Consider the following 18,317-nt stretch of genomic DNA (forward strand, 5'->3'; position numbering starts at 1 on the left):
CGATCTCCTATCAAAATCCATAGCGAAGTTTCGTTTGGGGGTGTTTCTCAGGGATGCAAGAGTCTGACATCAATCCGACGGTCGCGGATGAAGCGCCCAAAAAAGGGATCAGACGCGCCCATATGGCGACATTCCCTGATCGCGTCGGCGTATTGCCCCATTCGGTGGCAAGCATCGCGCCGCAGGTCGACAGGGTTTTCATCTGCCTGAACGAATATCAGGATGTGCCCGATTTTCTGGGCGAGTTCGATAATGTCACGGCCGTGATCCCCGAGCGGGACTACAAGGATGTCGGCAAGTTCGTTTTCCAACCTGATCCGGAAGACACCGTTTTTCTTGTCGACGACGATATCGAATATGCGGACAACTATGCCCGTCAGACCATACGCCGGGCGCGGGGCGTCGGACTGGAAAAGCGTGTCTTCGGCTATCATGCCACGACATTCACAAATCCCACACCCAAGTCGATACGGCAGCGCACGTTGTTGCGCATGAACCAACGGCTGACCTACTCGATCAGAGTACACCAGCTGGGAACCGGAACCGTCATGTTGTCCGGGTCGCTGTTCCCAACGCTGGATTACATGGAGGGAAGCGAGAAGTTTGTCGATGTGCGTTTTGCCCGCTACTGTTTTGAAAATGACATCGAAATGTGGACGCTGCCCAGAAACCGCCGCCGCTTTCCCAGCTTGCTTGCTGGGCTTGAGCCGGAAAAGCGTGAAACGATTGCTGACAGTTTCACCCGTCGTTGGCCTCAACATGTGCTGGATGAAGTGAAGGTTTTTGCCGGCCTTCAATTCTAAAGCCAGACGGGCTGTCCAAGATCCAGGGTGATTCAGGACGTGCCCCCGGCGTGAAGGATCGCCGATGTCGCCGCAGCGCGACAGGGGAACGGCGTGTGATGTCTTTGCGAAATGATATCACTGCACGAAGAATGCTGAAATCCGGCTGCTGCTACCCTGCGACTGTCTGGTGTTTCAGGGCCTTACGCGCCAGCTGGCCATTAACTCCGTTGCCGGCAAGCTGTAGTGGTCAACGTCCAAAGCAAAACGGACGTGAAAAATAACTTGGAAATTTCACAAACTTGCGCCATCGTGAAAAACGAGGAAAAAATTTCACGAGATTCGGAGTGGCCTGTGAACAGCCAAGCCCCCCAAAGCGCGACACTAGGTGCTGACCTGCGGGCCTTACGCAAGGCCCGAGGGTTGACCCTGACCGAGATTGCAACCCGGCTGGATCGCTCTGTCGGTTGGTTGAGCCAGGTTGAGCGTGACTTGTCAGAGCCTTCAATCTCGGATCTGCGCCAGATTGCCGAATGCCTTGGCGTGCCCATGTCGATGCTGTTTGCGCATTCCGCTGCCCCCGCAGACGAACAGGGCTACGTTGTGCGTACCGGGTCGCGTCGCCCGATGGGATCGGGCGAAGAAGGGCTGATTGAAGAGTTGCTGTCGCCTGATCTGACCGATGATTTCGAAATGGTACATTCCACTTTTGAGCCAAATTCACGGATGCAGACACCAGCCAACCGCCCGACGCAGGAAGTGGGCTACATGATCTCAGGCCGATTGAACCTGACGATCGGGTCGCGTGAATTCCTGGTGACTCCGGGTGACAGTTTTCGGATCAAACATGAACCTTATCAATGGGCTAACCCTTATGATGAACCTGCCGTGGCCATCTGGGTCATTGCTCCACCGGTGTATTGATGTCGTTTGAGGCCTGGACCATATTCGCGCTTTTCTGGGTGGTATTCGTCACCACACCGGGGCCGAATGCAGTCAACTGCATCTCGAACGGGATGAGCCTGCCGTTTTCGAAGGCTATGCTGGGTGTACTGGCCATCCTGACACAGGCCAGCATGTTTTTGATCCTGTCCGCGCTGGGCGTCACTGCCCTGATTGCCGCTTCTCCGACCGGTTTCTTCATGGCCAAGCTGGTCGGCGCGGGCTTTCTGATCTGGCTGGGCGTGCGGGGGTGGATGAACGCAACAAAGCCCGCACCGGTTTCGGAGCGCCCGGCCCGGCACGTTTATTTGCACGCGCTGGCAGTGGCCACGATCAACCCCAAAAGTGTCGCCGGATATCTCGCGGCGTTCTCGCAATTCGTTCAGCCCGAGGTTCCGATCTGGCAGCAGATGGTCGTGATCATGCCAACCGCGCTGATCATCACCACACTCAGCTATACCGGTTTCACCGTGTTGGGCGCCTTGATGGGCAAGGCGGCGCTGGGCGCGGTGTTCAATATCTGGGTGCGCCGGGTGATGGCGGCCTGTTTCATAATCTACGGCGTGTTGTTGGGAACCAGCACCGCTCCAGCGGCAAGGGGGTAGTCATATGCACAACGGGTCCTGCCTTTGCGGTTCAGTTGCTTTCACCATCGACGGAGAGCTGTCGCCGCCCTCGGCCTGCCATTGCGGTCAATGCCGCAAACAGTCCGGCCATGTTTGGTCTTCGACCTGGACGCATCAGGATAACCTCAGCTTCACCGCCAGCGATACACTTGCGTGGTTTCGCGCTTCGGACACCGCCCGTCGCGGTTTCTGCCGTTCATGCGGTTCATTTCTCTTCTGGCAGCACAATGACGAGGACACGATTTCGATTTCCATGGGGGCCTTCGATTCGCCCACCGGATTACAACTCGCCCGGCACATCTTCGTGGCCGACAAGGGCGATTATTACGACATCACGGACGATCTGCCCCAACGGGCACAGTAACAGGGACCAAGACTCATGAGTGATTTTCCGACAAAAGCCCGCGTGGTCATTATCGGTGGCGGTGTGGTGGGGGCGTCCTCGCTGTTTCATCTGGCCAAGAAGGGTTGGACCGATTGTGTCCTTCTGGAAAAGAACGAACTGACCGCGGGTTCGACTTGGCATGCGGCGGGCAACGTTCCGACCTTCTCGAATTCATGGGCAATCATGAATATGCAGCGGTACTCGACCGAGCTGTATTCGCGCTTGGGCGAAGAGGTTGATTACCCGATGAACTATCATGTTTCGGGCTCGATCCGTTTGGCGCACAGCAAAGAGCGGATGCAGGAGTTCGAACACGCAATGGCAATGGGCCGCTATCAGGGCATCCCGATGGAGATGTGGACACCGGAAGAAGCTAAAGAGCGCTATCCATTCCTGGAAACGCACGATCTTGAAGGCGTACTGTACGACCCGACAGATGGTGACATTGATCCGGCGCAGCTGACACAGGCGCTGGCCAAGGGGGCCCGGGACATGGGCCAGAAGATCATCCGGTTTTGCCCGGCAAATGGCGTAACTCAGCACGACGATGGCACCTGGACCGTCCACACGGACAAGGGCGATATCGATTGTGATTATGTGGTGAATGCTGCCGGATACTATGCGCAACGCGTCGGCGAGTGGTTCAAACCCTTCGGCGGCCGCACTGTTCCCGCAATGGTCATGAGCCACCAGTATCTGCTGACGGACGAAGTGCCGGAAGTTGAAGAATGGTCCAAGGCGAACGGCGGCAAGAAGCTGCCGCTGCTGCGCGATGTAGACGTCTCGTACTACCTGCGGCAGGAGAAGAACGGCTTCAATCTTGGTCCTTACGAGCCTAACTGTAAGGGCCATTGGATGACCGAAGATGACCCTATGCCCGAGGATTTCAGTTTCCAGCTGTGGAATGACGATCTGGACCGCATCGAGGACATCGTCACTGACGCGATGGAGCGGGTGCCGCTGATGGCAACCTCGGGTGTTGGACGTGTCATCAACGGACCGATTCCCTACGCGCCGGACGGCTTGCCGCTGATTGGCCCGATGCCCGGCGTCAAGAATGCGTTCGAGGCGCACACCTTTACCTTTGGCATCGCGCAAGGCGGCGGGGCAGGCAAGGTGCTGGCCGAGTGGATCGTTGATGGTGCGACCGAGTGGGACATGTGGGCGGTCGATCCGCGTCGCTATACCGATTACACGGATCAGGATTACTGCAACCGTAAGGGTATGGAAGTGTACGGCAACGAATACGCCATGCACTTCCCCCATCACGAATGGCCCGCTGCGCGCGACAAGAAACTGTCGCCAGTGCATGACAAGGTCAAAGCGCTGGGCGGCGTGATGGGTGCCTATAACGGATGGGAGCGGGCCAACTGGTTCGCGAAGCCGGGTGATGACACGTCGCTTGATGCAACCCATACCTGGGGTCGGGCCGGCCCGTGGGAGCAGCGGATCCAAGAAGAATGCGAGGCCGTGCGAGACCATTGTGGCGTACTAGATCTGCCAGGCTTCTCGCGCTTCATGGTCAAGGGAGAGGGCGCCGCTGAGGCGCTGCGCGGCCTCGCAACCGGTGGGTTGCCAAAGGTCGGCCGGATGAACCTCATCTATATCTCTGATGACCGTGGTCGCATTTTGACCGAGATGTCCTGTATCCGTATAGGTGAGGATGAGTTCATCATGATCACCGCCGCAACTGCACAGTGGCATGATCGGGACATCCTGATGAACGCGATGCCTGCGAGTGTTTCGATTGAAGACGTTACCACGACACGGGATACACTGATCGTCACTGGTCCGAAGTCGCGCGAGATCCTCTCGGGTATGACAGATGCTGATCTGACCTTGGGTTGGTTAACCCATCAGTCTGCTACCGTTGCAGGCCAGCCTGTTCATCTTATCCGCGTCTCCTTCGCCGGTGAGTTGGGATGGGAAGTGCACGCTTTGAACGAGCATATGCCTGCGATCTACGATGCGATCATCGACGCCGGTGCCAAGCCGTTCGGGATGTACGCGCTGAACTCGCTGCGCATCGAAAAAGGCTATCGCGCGTGGAAAGGCGATTTGTCGACCGACTACTCGCTGCTGGAAGGCGGCCTGGAGCGATTTGTCAAACTGGACAAACCACAGGACTTCCCCGGAAAGGCAGCGATCCTGAACGAAAAGCAGCAGGGCGTTAAAAAGTCGTTCGTCACCCTGACTGTCGATGCGGGTGATTGCGATGCGCCTTACATGTCCTGTATCTGGCAGAACGGTGAGATCGTCGGCGAAACCACGTCCGGCGCATGGGGTTACCGCGTCGGCAAGTCCATCGCGCTGGGCATGATCAAGGCCGAGCTTGCAAACCCCGGAACCGAGCTCGAGGTGGAAATCTACGGCCAGAAGTGCCGTGCTGTGGTACAGCAGGACCAACCGCTTTGGGATCCCGAGAACGAGCGGTTGCGCGCTTAACCCCTATCGGAGACGGCCATGAGCAATCGATGCGCCAAACCGGGACCCGGAGAGGGTCCCGACTATGACCGAGAGAACGACCACACCTACTTAAGGGTGTTGGGTCAAAACAAAGACGTGGCGTTTGCGACTGTAGAAATCAATCTGAAGGCCAGCATCGCGCTTGGCCTTCATTGTCATGACAGCCGCGCAGAAACGTTCTGTATTCTGGAAGGCGAGGTTGATTTCCTGGTTGATGGTGGATGGTGTCGATATGGGCAGGAGATCACGATCCACTGTCCGGATCAGTCGGATGATGAGGTCTGAGATGACGACCCCTAAAACCATGTCGGGCGTCTACCTGACCGGCCACGGCGGACCTGAGGTTCTGGAATGGCGTGATGATATCCCGGTTCCTGAACCCGGGGCAGGGCAAATTCTTGTCCGGGTCGCCGCTGCGGGAGTGAACAACACGGATATCAACACGCGGATCGGTTGGTACTCATCGGATGTCACCGGTGCAACGGATGCCGTTGATCAGGACGTTGAAGCCGGTGGTTGGGGCGGTGCATTGCACTTTCCCCGCATTCAGGGTGGTGACCTGTGCGGCATTGTTGAGGCGGTTGGTGACGGAGCAGGTTTCGAACAAGGCCAGCGCGTTACATGTCCGATAAACATTCCGCGCCCGCGCCCTGGAAACCCGCAGGGCTTCATTGCGCTGGGTTCCGAGATCGACGGGGCTTTTGCCCAATACTGCCTTGTTGAAGCGGATGATCTTTACGATGTCAGCGCTTCGCCCCTTACACACGTGGAAATCGCAGCCATTCCTTGCGCCTTTGGCACGGCCGAAAATCTATTGACCCGTGCGGGTGTTACCGCAGGAAAAAAGGTTTTGATCACCGGCGCTTCAGGAGGCGTAGGTCTGGCGGCGGTGCAACTCGCCGCACTGCGCGGGGCGTCGGTTTGGGGTGTGACAAGTGAGGCCAAAGCAGAAATCGTGAAGTCTCAGGGGGCAGAGAACACGTTTGACCGGAACGACCCGCTGCCGCAAGATAAGTTCGATGTGGTGATCGACGTTGTGGGTGGACCAGTATGGCCATCGCTGATCCTTTCCCTTAAACCCAGCGGGCACTACGCCGTTTCGGGGGCAATAGCTGGCCCGATTGTCGAAGCTGATCTGCGCGACATCTACCTGCGCGACATAACCATACATGGGTGTACGCATCAGGCACCCGAAGTCTTTGCCCGTCTTGTGGAACTGGTGAATACCGGACGGATCAAGCCGCTGGTTTCCCGGACCTATCCGCTGAAGGATATTGGCATTGCACAGGCTGACTTTCAGTCAAAGACTCTTCCGGGAAAACTGGTATTGGTGCCCTGAGGAGTAGCGACATGGCAGATATCACCCTTTTGGACGGCTCTATCGGGCAGGAACTGGTAAAACGCAGTGGCGACCGGGCTACACCGCTGTGGTCGACGCGTGTGATGATCGATCACCCCGATTTGGTCGCGGAAGTGCACCGCGACTATTTCCGCCGGGGCGCGACGGTTGCGACAACCAATACTTATGCCGTGCATCGCTCTCGTCTGGTGCGGGTAGGGATGGAAGATCAGATGCCCACCCTGATCGACACTGCCCTGACGCAGGCCGAATGTGCCCGCGCGGAAACCGGAGGGCGGATCGCGGGTGCATTGGGGCCATTGCTTGCATCATATCGACCCGACCTCAACCCGGACCCGGCGGATGCGGCTGAAAAGTTCGCCGAGCTTGTGGCCATGATGGCCGCGCGGGTCGATCTTTTCCTGATCGAGACCGTGTCCTCGATACAGGAAGCCGAGGGCGCACTGCGGGGCACGGTCGGATGTGGAAAACCGGTTTGGCTGTCCCTGTCGGTCAATGATGACGATGGCAGCCTTCTCAGGTCCGGCGAACCGCTGGCGGACATTGCTCCGATGGTGGAAGAGTTTTCGCCCGATGCCGTGTTGATCAACTGTTCGCGCCCCGAAGCGATTCCGGTGGCGCTGAAGAGTCTGTCCGGCATGAATCGGCCTTATGGGGCCTACGCCAATGGCTTTACGCATATATCGGATGGCTTCCTTCAGGATGCGCCGACCGTGGATGCCCTGCAAGAACGTCATGACCTTGGCCCTAGGGCTTATGCGGACCAAGTGATGCGGTGGATCGATAAGGGGGCAACGATTGTTGGTGGGTGCTGCGAAATCGGACCGGATCATATCGAAGAACTGGCGAACCGGTTGCGGGCCGCCGGTCATAACATCGTCTGAACAAGAAAATGGCGGCAAAACCAACTACGGCAGCACCAAATCAGGCCATCCGGCATTTCGACATCCTTGTTGCGCCGGGCTTCGTGTTGTTGGAGCTGGCGTCGTTGGTTGAGGTGTTGAGGCTGGCCAACCGTGTATGCCCAAGCCCTCCGTTCACCTTCACCTATCGCTCGCTCAAAGGTGGCCCGATTGCCAGCAGCAGTGACGCTGTGGTTCAAACAGAAGCGGTGTCGTCACTGCCTAAGGCGGACTACCTGTTCGTAATCGGCAACTCAGATCCGGATCACCCGGATTTGTCGTTGGGACGGGTGGTGTCGGACTATACCTTCCGGGACGCCAAGGTGTTCCTGCTGGCCGAAGCCGCCAGCCGCTATATCGACGAACAGGGTACAGACGACTTGGCAACCCATTGGGAGAACGCATCGTTCCTGCGGGAACGCGGAGCCCGGTTCGAAGCCAAACTGTCGATCGCAACCCAACAGGGCGCAGTGGTGACATGTGCCGGGATGGAGGCCACAACCGATATCGCCCTGGCAGTGATCGGACGTCATATCTCGGGACCTGCAAAGATGACCGTGGCCGACATCATGTTGCATGAGAACATCCGTGATTTCGCCTCGATGCAGCCATTCTCAGGCGCCAAGTTGACCGCGACGGGAGATTCGAAGCTGGATCAGTGCATAAAGCTCATGCAGGCCAATATCGAAGACCCCCTGCCGATCAATCAGATTGTCGAGTCGCTGCACCTGTCGAACCGGTCCCTTGAGCGTAAGTTCAAAACCTTTTTTGGAACCACTCCCAACGGTTTCTACCGGGAAATGCGACTGGCCAAGGCAAATAACCTATTGCTGAACACCACGATGAGCGTTCGCGAAATTGGATTGGCTTGTGGTTTTCCGAACGGTTTTTCGTCCGTCTACAAAAGCTTCTTTGGGGTCACGCCCTTTGTCGTGCGCCGGGAAAAGCGCGCGGCGACACATCGGTGAAAACTGCCGATTTCGTGACGTTTTTGGTGCATTTGTTGACGATCTTCCATGGCAACTTATTCCAAACCTGACACAGCGGAGAATTCAGGATGGTTGATCTTCCCAGCAAGGCCCGTGTGGTCATCATCGGCGGTGGCGTCATCGGATGCTCGGTCGCATATCATTTGACCAAGAAGGGTTGGAAAGATGTCGTGCTGCTGGAACGCAAGCAGCTGACCAGTGGCACCACCTGGCATGCGGCAGGTCTGATTGCGCAGCTACGCGCCACGGCAAACATGACCAAGCTGGCGAAGTACAGCCAAGAGCTGTATGGCGCGCTGGAAGAGGAAACTGGCGTCGCTACGGGATTCAAGCGGTGCGGGTCGATCACCGTGGCCCTGACCGAAGAACGCAAAGAGGAAATCTATCGTCAGGCTGCGATGGCACGGGCGTTTGGTGTCGAGGTCGAAGAAATCTCGAATGAGCGCGTGCAGGAGCTGTATCCGCACATCAATCTCGAGGGCGTCAAAGGTGCCGTCTATCTGCCGCTCGACGGGCAGGGTGATCCGGCCAATATTGCGCTGGCTTTGGCCAAGGGCGCGCGCCAGCGCGGGGGCGTGTTGAAAGAGAGGGTTAAGGTCACCGATATCGTCAGGCAGGGCCGGTCGGTTACTGGTGTGGACTGGGTCGCGGATGACGGCAGCGCCTCGGGCCATATCGAATGTGACATGGTGGTAAACTGCGCGGGCATGTGGGGCCACGAAGTTGGCCGCATGGCCGGTGTGAACGTTCCGCTGCATGCCTGCGAACACTTCTACATTGTGACCGAGAACATCGATGGTCTGACCCAGCTGCCGGTGCTGCGTGTGCCGGACGAATGTGCTTATTACAAAGAAGATGCAGGTAAAATCCTGCTGGGTGCGTTTGAACCCAACGCGAAACCGTGGGCGATGAATGGCATCCCGGACACGTTCGAATTCGACCAGTTGCCCGAGGATTTCGACCATTTCGAACCGATCCTCGAAGCCGCCTGCGAACGGATGCCGATGCTGGCCGAGGCGGGCATCCACACCTTCTTCAACGGCCCCGAGAGCTTTACGCCTGATGATGCCTATCATCTGGGTCTGGCGCCCGAGACGGACAATGTCTGGGTTGCCGCCGGGTTCAATTCGATTGGCATTCAATCGGCCGGTGGTGCAGGCATGGCGTTGGCCGAATGGATGGATACGGGCGAAAAACCGTTCGATCTGGGCGATGTAGACATCAGTCGGATGCAACCGTTTCAAGGGAACAAGCAGTACCTGTTCGAGCGCTCGAAAGAGACCCTGGGCCTGCTCTATGCCGACCACTACCCCTTCCGCCAGAAAGCCACCGCGCGCGGTGTTCGCCGGACTCCGTTCCACCATCACCTGCTGGAACAGGGCGCCGTGATGGGTGAACTGGCCGGGTGGGAGCGCGCCAACTGGTTCGCCAACGAAGGGCAAGTGCGCGAATACAACTACAGCTGGAAGCGCCAGAACTGGTTCGAGAATTCCGCGGCTGAGCACAGAGCTGTGCGTGAAAATGTGGGCATGTACGACATGTCTTCGTTTGGCAAGATCCGCGTAGAGGGTCCCGATGCCGAAAAGTTCATGAACTATATCGGTGGCGGCGATTACGCAGTGCCCAATGGCAAGATCGTCTACACGCAGTTTCTGAACCGTTCCGGCGGAATCGAGGCGGATGTCACCGTGACACGTCTTACAGAGACTTCCTATTTGGTGGTCACTCCCGCAGCGACCCGTCTGGCGGATCAGACCTGGATGATGCGCCATTCGGGCAATTTCAACGTGGTCATCACCGATGTCACGGCGGGTGAAGGCGTTTTGGCGGTGATGGGCCCGAACTCCCGGGCCTTGCTGGAAAAGGTGTCGCCCAACGACTTCTCGAACGCGGCAAATCCCTTCGGCACCGCGCAGGAAATCGAGATCGGCATGGGCCTCGCCCGTGCCCACCGCGTCACCTATGTGGGCGAGCTTGGATGGGAGATCTATGTATCCTCCGACATGGCGGGCCACGTCTTTGAAACGCTGCACGAGGCGGGGCAGGACATGGGGCTCAAGCTGTGCGGCATGCACATGATGGATAGTTGCCGGATCGAAAAGGGCTTCCGCCATTTCGGGCACGATATCACCTGCGAAGATCACGTCGTCGATGCGGGATTGGGCTTTGCAGTCAAGTTGGACAAGGGCTGCGATTTCATTGGACGTGAGGCCGTGATTGCGCGCAAGGAAAGCGGTCCCCGGAACCGTCTGGTCCAGTTCCGCCTGACAGACTCCGAACCACTGCTGTTCCACAATGAACCGATCGTACGGGATGGGGAGTACGTGGGCTACCTGAGTTCCGGCAACTATGGCCATACTCTCGGCGGCGCCATCGGTTTGGGCTACGTGCCATGCCAGGGAGAGAAAGCCGCCGACGTTCTGGCGTCGACCTACGAGATCGACGTGTGTGGCGTGAAGGTCAAAGCCGAAGCGTCACTCAAACCCATGTATGATCCCAAATCCGAACGGGTGAAGGTGTGACCATGGTGTTCGGTGGGGGCTCTGCCCCCGCCGCCTTCGACGACTCCCCCGGGGGATATTTTCGGCCAGATGAAGATTGGTTCCCCTTGTTCATCTGGCCCCAAATATCCCGGAGCGCGAGGCAGAGCCTCGCATTTCAGACGTCACCTGAAAAGCGTGGTCCGATAACTCATCAAACATCGTTATGTGACACTTCACTGTTTTCAGAGTTTTCAACCTGTTCAGTTCTGCCGTAAACCGAACCGGTAGCAACCGGAGACCCGATGTGGCTGACCCGCTCTTACCTTCTCAGAACACGGACACACCAAAAGGACTTGCGTTGGCAGTCACGGCTTATGTCCTGTGGGGGTTCCTGCCTCTGTATATGAAAGCGTTGGATCATATGGGGCCGGTCGAAGTCGTGGCGCATCGTGTTATCTGGTCAGTACCCGTGGCGGGGTTGTTGCTAGTGGTACTGGGCCGAACCCGGGATCTGAAGGCTGCGCTTGGCAATCCGAAGATGTTAGGCATGGCCGCTTTGACAGCTGCGCTAATTTCCGTGAACTGGGCGATTTACGTATGGGCCATTTCTACGGGCAACGCGTTGGATGCAGCGCTGGGATATTACATCAACCCTCTGTTCAGTATTGCGCTGGGGGCGATCTTGTTGAGGGAACCCCTGACAAGGACACAACTGTTCGCGGTCGGGTTGGCTGTGATGGGTGTGGTGGTACTTGTGGTAGAAGCCGGTCGATTGCCTTGGGCCGCTCTTGGGTTGATGGTCAGCTGGGGGTTCTACGCGTTTTTCAAACGCTCGCTGCCGATTGGGCCGAACCAGGGTTTTCTGCTTGAGGTCCTGATCCTTTTGATTCCGGCACTGGTTTATATCACCTTTCTGGGTGTGCAGGGCACAGGACATTTCGGCGTGGCGATGTCGGACACTCTATTGTTGTCCTGCGCCGGGGTTGTGACGGCCGTGCCGTTGCTGGTTTACGCAAATGGCGCCAAACTGGTGCGCCTGTCCACGATGGGCATCCTGCAATACATTGCGCCGACCATGATTTTCATTACAGCAATAACCTTGTTCGGTGAGAAGATAGACACAGGCCGGATGATTGCGTTCCCACTGATCTGGGCGGCTCTGGTTGTTTACTCGATCCCTATGATCCGGCAGGTGCGCACTCAGGCCTGAAGCAACAGACGCGCGGCTGCATCTGCCCAAAGCGCATACGCCCGGGGGCTGGGATGATAGCCATCCGGTGCAGCCAGCGCCGGGTCGTCCGGCAGGTCGAGTGGCAGGTGTTGAACATGCGGAAAAGCAGCCGCAACCTCTTGCAGCCCCTGGTCCAGGCGTGCGGCTTGGCATCCAAGCACCCAGGCCAGCGGCTGAGGCAAGGCCGGAAACCTGTTCATCTGCGGGACAGCGGTTACGACGATGCGACGAACGCCCAGACCTTCGGAAAGTAAGCGGATGAGACGTGTCTGGCGGCTTGTAAATTGCCCACGTGTCACGGCTCGGGTGACATCATTGACTCCGAGTGCCGTAACGACAGCATCGAATTCGCCATCTATTTGCGTCAGGCGGTCAATCGTATCCTGGGTGGTGTGCCCGGTTGCCGCTTCCAGCTGCCATTCGACCGCGTAGTGCCTGGCCAGACGGTTGACCAGATGTCCGGATAACGCCTGATCCTGCGTGCCTGCGCCCACTCCGGCTGCCGAGCTATCACCGATGATCAGAAGCCGCAGACGCGGCCCGCGACCTCTGCGGCCCTCGCGCGCGCCGGTCGGTTCCGGCAGCAGCTGAGCGTTCCGTCGCACCGAAAGGCCCTGCGCGGCAAGCACCGGAAGCAAAGGCACCCGCAAAATCTGATCGACAGCTAAGGAACGCGGCATTGTCAGCTCAGCGCGTTTTTGAATTCAAGAAAACGAGCGTCGGTCATGACCCGCGCCATCATAGCATCGCGCAAGGCACCCACCGTTTTGTAGGGGCGCATGACGACCTCGAAAGTCTGAATCAACCCGCTGTCATTCAGCGTAACAAGATCCACGCCGATACCATCCAGATCACCGACTTTGCATTGGAACTCCAACGCCCAGTCTTTCCCGTCGCCCATGACGCGCCGATAACGAAAATCTGAAAACACCTGCCCGACATGCCCCAGAACGGCAGCGACCGGAGCGCGCCCTGTCCAGGTGCTGTAGTAGGTTGGTGGCAGGAACTGCACATCTTCTGCCAAGAGTTCGTGGATCAAGGCCTCATCGCCTTTCGCGACAACCTCTTGCATGCGTTCAATTGTCGGGTGCATGGCATCTCCTCCGCTTTTGGGGTGAAGGTCACCGAACATGGGCGGGCATGCAAGGACGACGTTGCGGGAGGTCACGAGCTGGGATAGGCACCCTGCATGAGCGACACCTATGATCCCCCTCAAACCCCGCTGGATGTGTTGCATGAAGATGCGCAGCTGATCGTGGTGAACAAGCCTTCGGGCTTGCTTTCGGTTCCGGGACGGGGCGCGCATCTGTCAGATTGTCTGTTAACCCGTGTGCAGGATGCATTTCCACAAGCACTGCTGGTGCACCGGTTGGACCGTGATACGTCCGGTGTCACGGTCTTTGCCCAAACGCCGCACGCGCAGCGCAACCTGAGCATGCAATTCGAGCAGCGTCAGACCCGCAAAACCTATGTCGCCCGTGTCTGGGGGCAGCTGGAACCCAAGACCGGCACCGTTGACTTGCCTCTGATCGTGGACTGGCCCAACCGGCCCAGACAGATGGTTTGTCATGCGACGGGCAAACCTGCCTTGACGGACTGGCGTGTCGTGAAGACCGAAGGCGATACGACGCGTGTGCGTCTGTTTCCCAAAACGGGCCGGTCTCATCAGCTTCGCGTTCACATGCAGGCGCTGGGCCACCCGATCCTGGGCGATCCATTCTATGCGACAGGCGATGCGCTGGACTTCCCCAGATTGATGCTGCATTCAGAAGAGCTGCGCCTGAAGCACCCGGAAGGTGGGGTTTCGATGAAGTTTCGGGCCCGGCCCGAGTTCTGATTTCAGGCCGTGCTGGTCCAGAGCATCTTCAGATTTCCCAGCGAAAAACGTCTTGATCGTTTCTTTGAAACAGGTTGCTTGCACTGCCGGGCCATGGCGATTTCGCGCTCGATCTCGAAGGCGCGCAGGGTGTGGTCCTGAGACCATTGCCCCAGCCTTAGTGTCATCATGACGTGGGTGTCGAGGTAAGGCATTTTTCGTGCTCCTTTTTTCGATGCCATTCCAATCTGACCCATCACTCCTGACACCCTCTTGTCAGTGGGGTGTGCTAGGGTGTCAGCATGTTGACAGGAGGATGCCATGCGCCGTTCGACCCGATTGTTTGAAATCATCCAGATCCTGCGGGCTGCGGGCGCTCCGGTCACGGCAGAGGCACTGGCCGCAAGGTTGGAGGTGTCCGTGCGCACGGTCTATCGGGACATTGCCGAGTTACAGGCGCAGCGGACGCCCATCGAAGGAGAGGCCGGTATTGGGTACGTGATGCGACGCGGCTACGATTTGCCGCCGCTCAATTTCGATGCAGAAGAAGTTGAGGCTTTGTGGGTTGGCCTGTCCCTTCTTGCACGTACCGGCGATAGCCACCTGCAAAGGGCCGCCAACCGGATATGCCAGAAGATAGACGCGCTGCATTGTCCTGCAGACTGGCTACAGGTGGCGCCATGGGGTGCCCCGGCGGACGATCCGGAAAAGGGTTGTGTATCGATCGCACATTACCGCGAGGCCATTCGGGCAGAACGGAAAATTCGTATCACCTATGAAGATGGCGAAGGCGAACGCACGGTCCGGGTCGTGCGCCCTCTGGCGCTGATCTACCACATCGAATGCACGATGCTGGCAGGCTGGTGTGAACTGCGCAACGGCTTTCGCCATTTCCGCACCGACCGTATCTGGTCCAGCGAATGCACGGAAGAAAGCTTTTCAGGACAGAGCAGGTCTTTGCGCGATCTCTGGCAGGAACAGCAGAATGCAGAAACGCTCGTTGAATCGGTGTGAATACGTGTTTGGCGGGTATTCGCCTACTTCACCGCATTGTTGCTTGAGCCACCAAGCCTGCACAGTGATATACTGAGGAAAACGAAGCATGCCCGAATAACGGGTGCTGGAGCAGAAGGTGATATCATGACGATTTCCAAGTTTTTCGTGGCCACAGGCTTGTGTTCAGCCCTTGTGTTGGCGGCCTGTACCGATCCGGCCACGCTGACAGTACAAAACGATCCGAACCAGAACGCCAAACAGGGCGCCGTATTGGGTGGTCTGGTTGGCGCTGGTATCGGGGCGATTGCCAATAACTCGAACCCGGGTCTTGGTGCGCTGGCCGGTGCTGCAATCGGTGCTGCCGGGGGCGGTGTGATTGGCAATCAACTGGACAAGCAGGCCGCGGAGCTGCGTCAACAGCTGGCAAATGACGGAATTACAATCGTCAACGCAGGCGATCGCCTGATTGTGACGGTCCCGAATGATATCACCTTTGACACCGACAGTTCGACCGTGCGCCCGGCGCTGCGGTCTGATCTGGTGAAAGTGGGCCAGAACCTGGTCAACTACCCGAACTCGAACGTGCAGATCATCGGTCACACCGACAGCGACGGAGACGCAACCTACAATCAGGGCCTGTCAGAGCGTCGCGCAAATGCCGTGGCCGATATTCTTCAGGCCAATGGTGTCAGCTACAACCGTATTCGCACGATCGGGCAGGGCGAAAACAACCCTGTCGCCTCCAACCTCACGCCGGAAGGAAAATCGCAAAACCGGCGTGTCGAGATTGTCGTGGTGCCCAGCGGAAACGCGTAACCACTGCGTACTGTGAACAGCGGGGTCGCCCTTTGGGCGTCCCCGTTCGCGCATTGACTGTGCGTCAAATGGGGTTTGGATCAGGGTGAACTCGGTCTAACTTGCGACAAACACAGAAACGGAGCTTTCCCGATGTCCCAACCGACCCTTCTTGGCCTGTCCGGGTCCCTGCGCCAGAACGCGACCAACCGTAAGCTTCTGCGCGAGGCGGCACGGTTGTTCGATCCGGTGAGCTTTGTCGAAGCGGATTTGAACCTGCCCCTCTACGATGGTGATCTGGAAGACGAAGAAGGGATTCCCGAGACGGTTCAGACGCTGGCCAAACAGATCGCGCAAGCCGATGCGGTGATCATTTCGACACCTGAGTACAACAAGGGTCCATCAGGCGTTCTGAAGAACGCGCTGGATTGGGTCAGCCGTACGCAAGGCAATCCATGGGCCGACAAACCGGTTGCGGTAATGTCGGCGGCCGCTGGTCGTGCAGGCGGGGAACGGGCGCAGATGATCCTGCGGGCCTGTATGGTTCCCTTTCAGCCGCGCATCCAGCAGGGGCCCGAAATCCATCTGGCGAACAGTTCGAGTGAGTTCGACGATCAGGGGAAGCTGCGTTCGAATCGATACGAAAAGCCTTTGCATGATTTGATGCAGAAACTTCGGGCCGAGGCCGGTTTCTGAGCGCGGGTCAGACAAATGACGCAAGAGCGACAGACCGATCTCTTGGACCCGGCCCGAGCGGCCGCATTTCAGGTAGCGCTGGGCGCTGTGCCTACGATCGCCAGTGGTTCGGACTTGCCGCCCTTCTTCCATCAGCTTTATTTCTGGACCGCGCAACCGGCTGCCGCATTGGGCAGGGATGGGCATCCCAAGGTTGGGGGCCTGATCCCGGATATGGGGTTGCCGCGCAGAATGTGGGCCGGGGGGCGGTTGACCTTTCACGCACCATTGGTCGCGGGGATCACCGCCGAAAAGAAATCGGTTCTTGAAAGTCAAGGCACCAAGGTGGGGCGGTCCGGCCCGTTGGGCTTTGTCACTTTACGGCACGAGATCTGGCAGAACGGTCAGTTGCGCCTGACAGAGTGGCAGGATCTCGTCTATCGCGAAGATCCTGCGCCGGATGCTGAAATGCCTCAACCGCCCAGAGCGCGCACCGATGAAACTGATGTCCGCGAAGTCGGGTTCGATTCAACGTTGTTGTTCCGCTACTCGGCTCTGACCTTCAATGGCCACCGTATTCACTATGATCTGGACTATGCGCGCGATGTGGAAGGATACGGCGGGCTGGTCGTGCACGGGCCGCTATTGGCGCAACTTCTGATGCTGTTCGCGGTCGACCTGAGCGGTCCGCTTGCATCGTTTTCGTTCCGTGCGACTTCACCGTTGATGCATTTCGAAACCGCCCAGTTGTGCCGGAGAAATGAAAACATGTGGGTGCGCGGCCCTGACGGGCGGCAATGCATGCAGGCCGTCGTACAGTCACAGTGAGGCTTCGGGCTGGAACTCATCAGGGATCGTATCCCGGTCTTCCAGCATAAGATCGGCCATGACCTCGGCGATTTTGGGGGCCATGCCGAACCCGATCTTGAACCCGCCATTGGCGATGAACTGACCGTGATGCAGTGGATGTGCCCCCAACATCGGCGCACGGCTTTTGCTGCGTGGGCGCACTCCGGCCCAGCGTTCGATCACCTCGGCCCCATGCAACAGAGGCAGTGCACGAGTGGCGCGGTCGATCACATCGTCCAGCGACTCGTCCGTGCTGGTTGGGTCATCGTAGTCCCGTTCCGAGGTTGATCCTATCGCAAGTGTTCCGTCAGCATGAGGCACAATGTGAACCGTGTCGGCGAATAGTTGCGGCACTTCTCCCGCGTCGAAGCGCAACAGGGCGGCTTGTCCTTTGACACCGTTCCCAATGGTCTTGCCGTAGGCTGTGTTCAGTTCCTGTAATCCTGCAATGCCGGTAGCGTGGACAATTTGTCCCTTGTCATCGCCATCACTGACAACCTGGACGCCCATGACTTCGAGAGCAGCGACAAGAGCGGCGCAGGCCCGCCTTGGGTGTATCCGTGCCGTCAACGTATCCCGGATGACAAAACCTGTGGGGCTGGGCGGGCACCATGAACCCGCTTGGGCCGTGGTGACGACACGCCATTCCGCGCGGCCTTGCCAAAGCTCATCTGCGGTGCCTGCGCGTTGGCGGGCCAATTCCAGACCACGTGCGTCCGGGATTGGTTGAAGACGGCCCAGCCGGCCGTAGCCGGGAGAAACCCCGCCGGTGTATTCGACCTGTCGCCAGAACGGTTCAGCCATAATCAGGCTGTCGAACTGAAAAGCTTTCTTGGCGTTCCAGTTTTCCGGCACATGCGGGGCCAACGCGCCGACCAGACCTCCGCTGGACCCCGCACCCGGTCCGAACGGATCGACAACCCGCACGTTTGCGCCGCGTCGCGCACAAATCCAGGCGATGGACAGGCCGAAAATTCCTGCGCCGCGAACCGTCACATCGACCATTGCCAATTTCCTTTA

At 58.2% G+C, this 18,317-nt stretch carries 20 protein-coding genes; 16 read left to right on the forward strand and 4 right to left on the reverse strand.

Going from position 1 to position 18,317, the window contains the following annotated elements; translation table 11 throughout:
* Positions 1-53 precede the first annotated feature (53 nt).
* From AC2FJB_RS18075 to rarD, 11 genes are all read left to right on the forward strand, one after another.
* Positions 54-803: a hypothetical protein gene (locus tag AC2FJB_RS18075; RefSeq protein WP_496719762.1), complete on the forward strand. Its 750-nt coding sequence runs from the start codon at positions 54-56 to the stop codon at positions 801-803.
* Between the two features lie 333 nt (positions 804-1,136).
* Positions 1,137-1,706, forward strand: a complete 570-nt coding sequence (locus AC2FJB_RS18080; protein ID WP_496719760.1) for a helix-turn-helix domain-containing protein — start codon at positions 1,137-1,139, stop codon at positions 1,704-1,706.
* Positions 1,706-2,329: a LysE family translocator gene (locus AC2FJB_RS18085; RefSeq protein ID WP_299641966.1), complete on the forward strand. Its 624-nt coding sequence runs from the start codon at positions 1,706-1,708 to the stop codon at positions 2,327-2,329. Before AC2FJB_RS18080 ends, AC2FJB_RS18085 begins: the two co-directional genes overlap by 1 nt.
* A 4-nt stretch (positions 2,330-2,333) precedes the next feature.
* Positions 2,334-2,714, forward strand: coding sequence for a GFA family protein (locus tag AC2FJB_RS18090; protein ID WP_496675529.1), 381 nt, complete (start codon positions 2,334-2,336; stop codon positions 2,712-2,714).
* A 15-nt stretch (positions 2,715-2,729) separates the two neighbouring features.
* Entirely contained in the window at positions 2,730-5,180 is a 2,451-nt protein-coding gene (locus AC2FJB_RS18095) for a GcvT family protein (RefSeq protein WP_117872080.1), read from the forward strand.
* An 18-nt stretch (positions 5,181-5,198) separates the two neighbouring features.
* Complete coding sequence (locus AC2FJB_RS18100; protein WP_496719757.1) at positions 5,199-5,486, forward strand: cupin domain-containing protein; 288 nt, start codon at positions 5,199-5,201, stop codon at positions 5,484-5,486.
* Position 5,487: 1 nt separating this feature from the next.
* Positions 5,488-6,540: an alcohol dehydrogenase family protein gene (locus tag AC2FJB_RS18105; protein WP_496719755.1), complete on the forward strand. Its 1,053-nt coding sequence runs from the start codon at positions 5,488-5,490 to the stop codon at positions 6,538-6,540.
* 11 nt (positions 6,541-6,551) lie between these two features.
* A complete protein-coding gene (locus AC2FJB_RS18110; protein WP_496719753.1) occupies positions 6,552-7,445 on the forward strand; it encodes a homocysteine S-methyltransferase family protein in 894 nt (297 codons plus the stop codon).
* Between the two features lie 8 nt (positions 7,446-7,453).
* Positions 7,454-8,431: a GlxA family transcriptional regulator gene (locus AC2FJB_RS18115; protein ID WP_496719751.1), complete on the forward strand. Its 978-nt coding sequence runs from the start codon at positions 7,454-7,456 to the stop codon at positions 8,429-8,431.
* 89 nt (positions 8,432-8,520) lie between these two features.
* Entirely contained in the window at positions 8,521-10,974 is a 2,454-nt protein-coding gene (locus AC2FJB_RS18120; protein WP_496719749.1) for a GcvT family protein, read from the forward strand.
* A gap of 265 nt (positions 10,975-11,239) precedes the next feature.
* Positions 11,240-12,145, forward strand: coding sequence for an EamA family transporter RarD (gene rarD, locus AC2FJB_RS18125; RefSeq protein ID WP_299900885.1), 906 nt, complete (start codon positions 11,240-11,242; stop codon positions 12,143-12,145).
* Here rarD and AC2FJB_RS18130 read toward each other — a convergent pair.
* Together AC2FJB_RS18130 and AC2FJB_RS18135 are read right to left on the reverse strand one after the other, a co-directional pair.
* Entirely contained in the window at positions 12,136-12,846 is a 711-nt protein-coding gene (locus AC2FJB_RS18130; protein ID WP_496719746.1) for an SGNH/GDSL hydrolase family protein, read from the reverse strand. The genes rarD and AC2FJB_RS18130 overlap by 10 nt on opposite strands.
* A 2-nt stretch (positions 12,847-12,848) precedes the next feature.
* Positions 12,849-13,259 (reverse strand): nuclear transport factor 2 family protein, encoded by a 411-nt coding sequence (locus tag AC2FJB_RS18135; RefSeq protein ID WP_299900879.1) that lies wholly within the window; start codon positions 13,257-13,259, stop codon positions 12,849-12,851.
* 96 nt (positions 13,260-13,355) lie between these two features.
* On the opposite strand from AC2FJB_RS18135, the gene AC2FJB_RS18140 reads away from it, so the two are divergent.
* On the forward strand, positions 13,356-14,003 hold the full coding sequence (locus AC2FJB_RS18140; protein WP_496719744.1) for an RluA family pseudouridine synthase: 648 nt from the start codon (positions 13,356-13,358) through the stop codon (positions 14,001-14,003).
* Between the two features lie 2 nt (positions 14,004-14,005).
* Here AC2FJB_RS18140 and AC2FJB_RS18145 read toward each other — a convergent pair whose 3' ends face one another.
* Positions 14,006-14,197, reverse strand: a complete 192-nt coding sequence (locus AC2FJB_RS18145) for a hypothetical protein (RefSeq protein WP_170345624.1) — start codon at positions 14,195-14,197, stop codon at positions 14,006-14,008.
* Between the two features lie 106 nt (positions 14,198-14,303).
* Between AC2FJB_RS18145 and AC2FJB_RS18150 the strand changes: the two genes are divergently transcribed.
* The 4 genes from AC2FJB_RS18150 to AC2FJB_RS18165 all read left to right on the forward strand — a co-directional run bounded on the left by AC2FJB_RS18150 (position 14,304) and on the right by AC2FJB_RS18165 (position 17,276).
* On the forward strand, positions 14,304-14,996 hold the full coding sequence (locus tag AC2FJB_RS18150) for a helix-turn-helix transcriptional regulator (protein WP_496719742.1): 693 nt from the start codon (positions 14,304-14,306) through the stop codon (positions 14,994-14,996).
* 126 nt (positions 14,997-15,122) lie between these two features.
* Complete coding sequence (locus AC2FJB_RS18155) at positions 15,123-15,794, forward strand: YiaD family glycine zipper/OmpA-like lipoprotein (protein ID WP_117872101.1); 672 nt, start codon at positions 15,123-15,125, stop codon at positions 15,792-15,794.
* A 132-nt stretch (positions 15,795-15,926) separates the two neighbouring features.
* Positions 15,927-16,469, forward strand: coding sequence for an NADPH-dependent FMN reductase (locus AC2FJB_RS18160; protein ID WP_496719740.1), 543 nt, complete (start codon positions 15,927-15,929; stop codon positions 16,467-16,469).
* A gap of 15 nt (positions 16,470-16,484) precedes the next feature.
* Entirely contained in the window at positions 16,485-17,276 is a 792-nt protein-coding gene (locus AC2FJB_RS18165) for an HTD2 family dehydratase (RefSeq protein ID WP_496719738.1), read from the forward strand.
* On the opposite strand, the gene AC2FJB_RS18170 is transcribed toward AC2FJB_RS18165, so the two are convergent.
* Positions 17,268-18,302, reverse strand: coding sequence for an NAD(P)/FAD-dependent oxidoreductase (locus AC2FJB_RS18170; RefSeq protein ID WP_496719736.1), 1,035 nt, complete (start codon positions 18,300-18,302; stop codon positions 17,268-17,270). The genes AC2FJB_RS18165 and AC2FJB_RS18170 overlap by 9 nt on opposite strands.
* Positions 18,303-18,317: the final 15 nt, after the last annotated feature.

The organism is Ruegeria sp. CDSC085 (genome assembly GCF_059610465.1).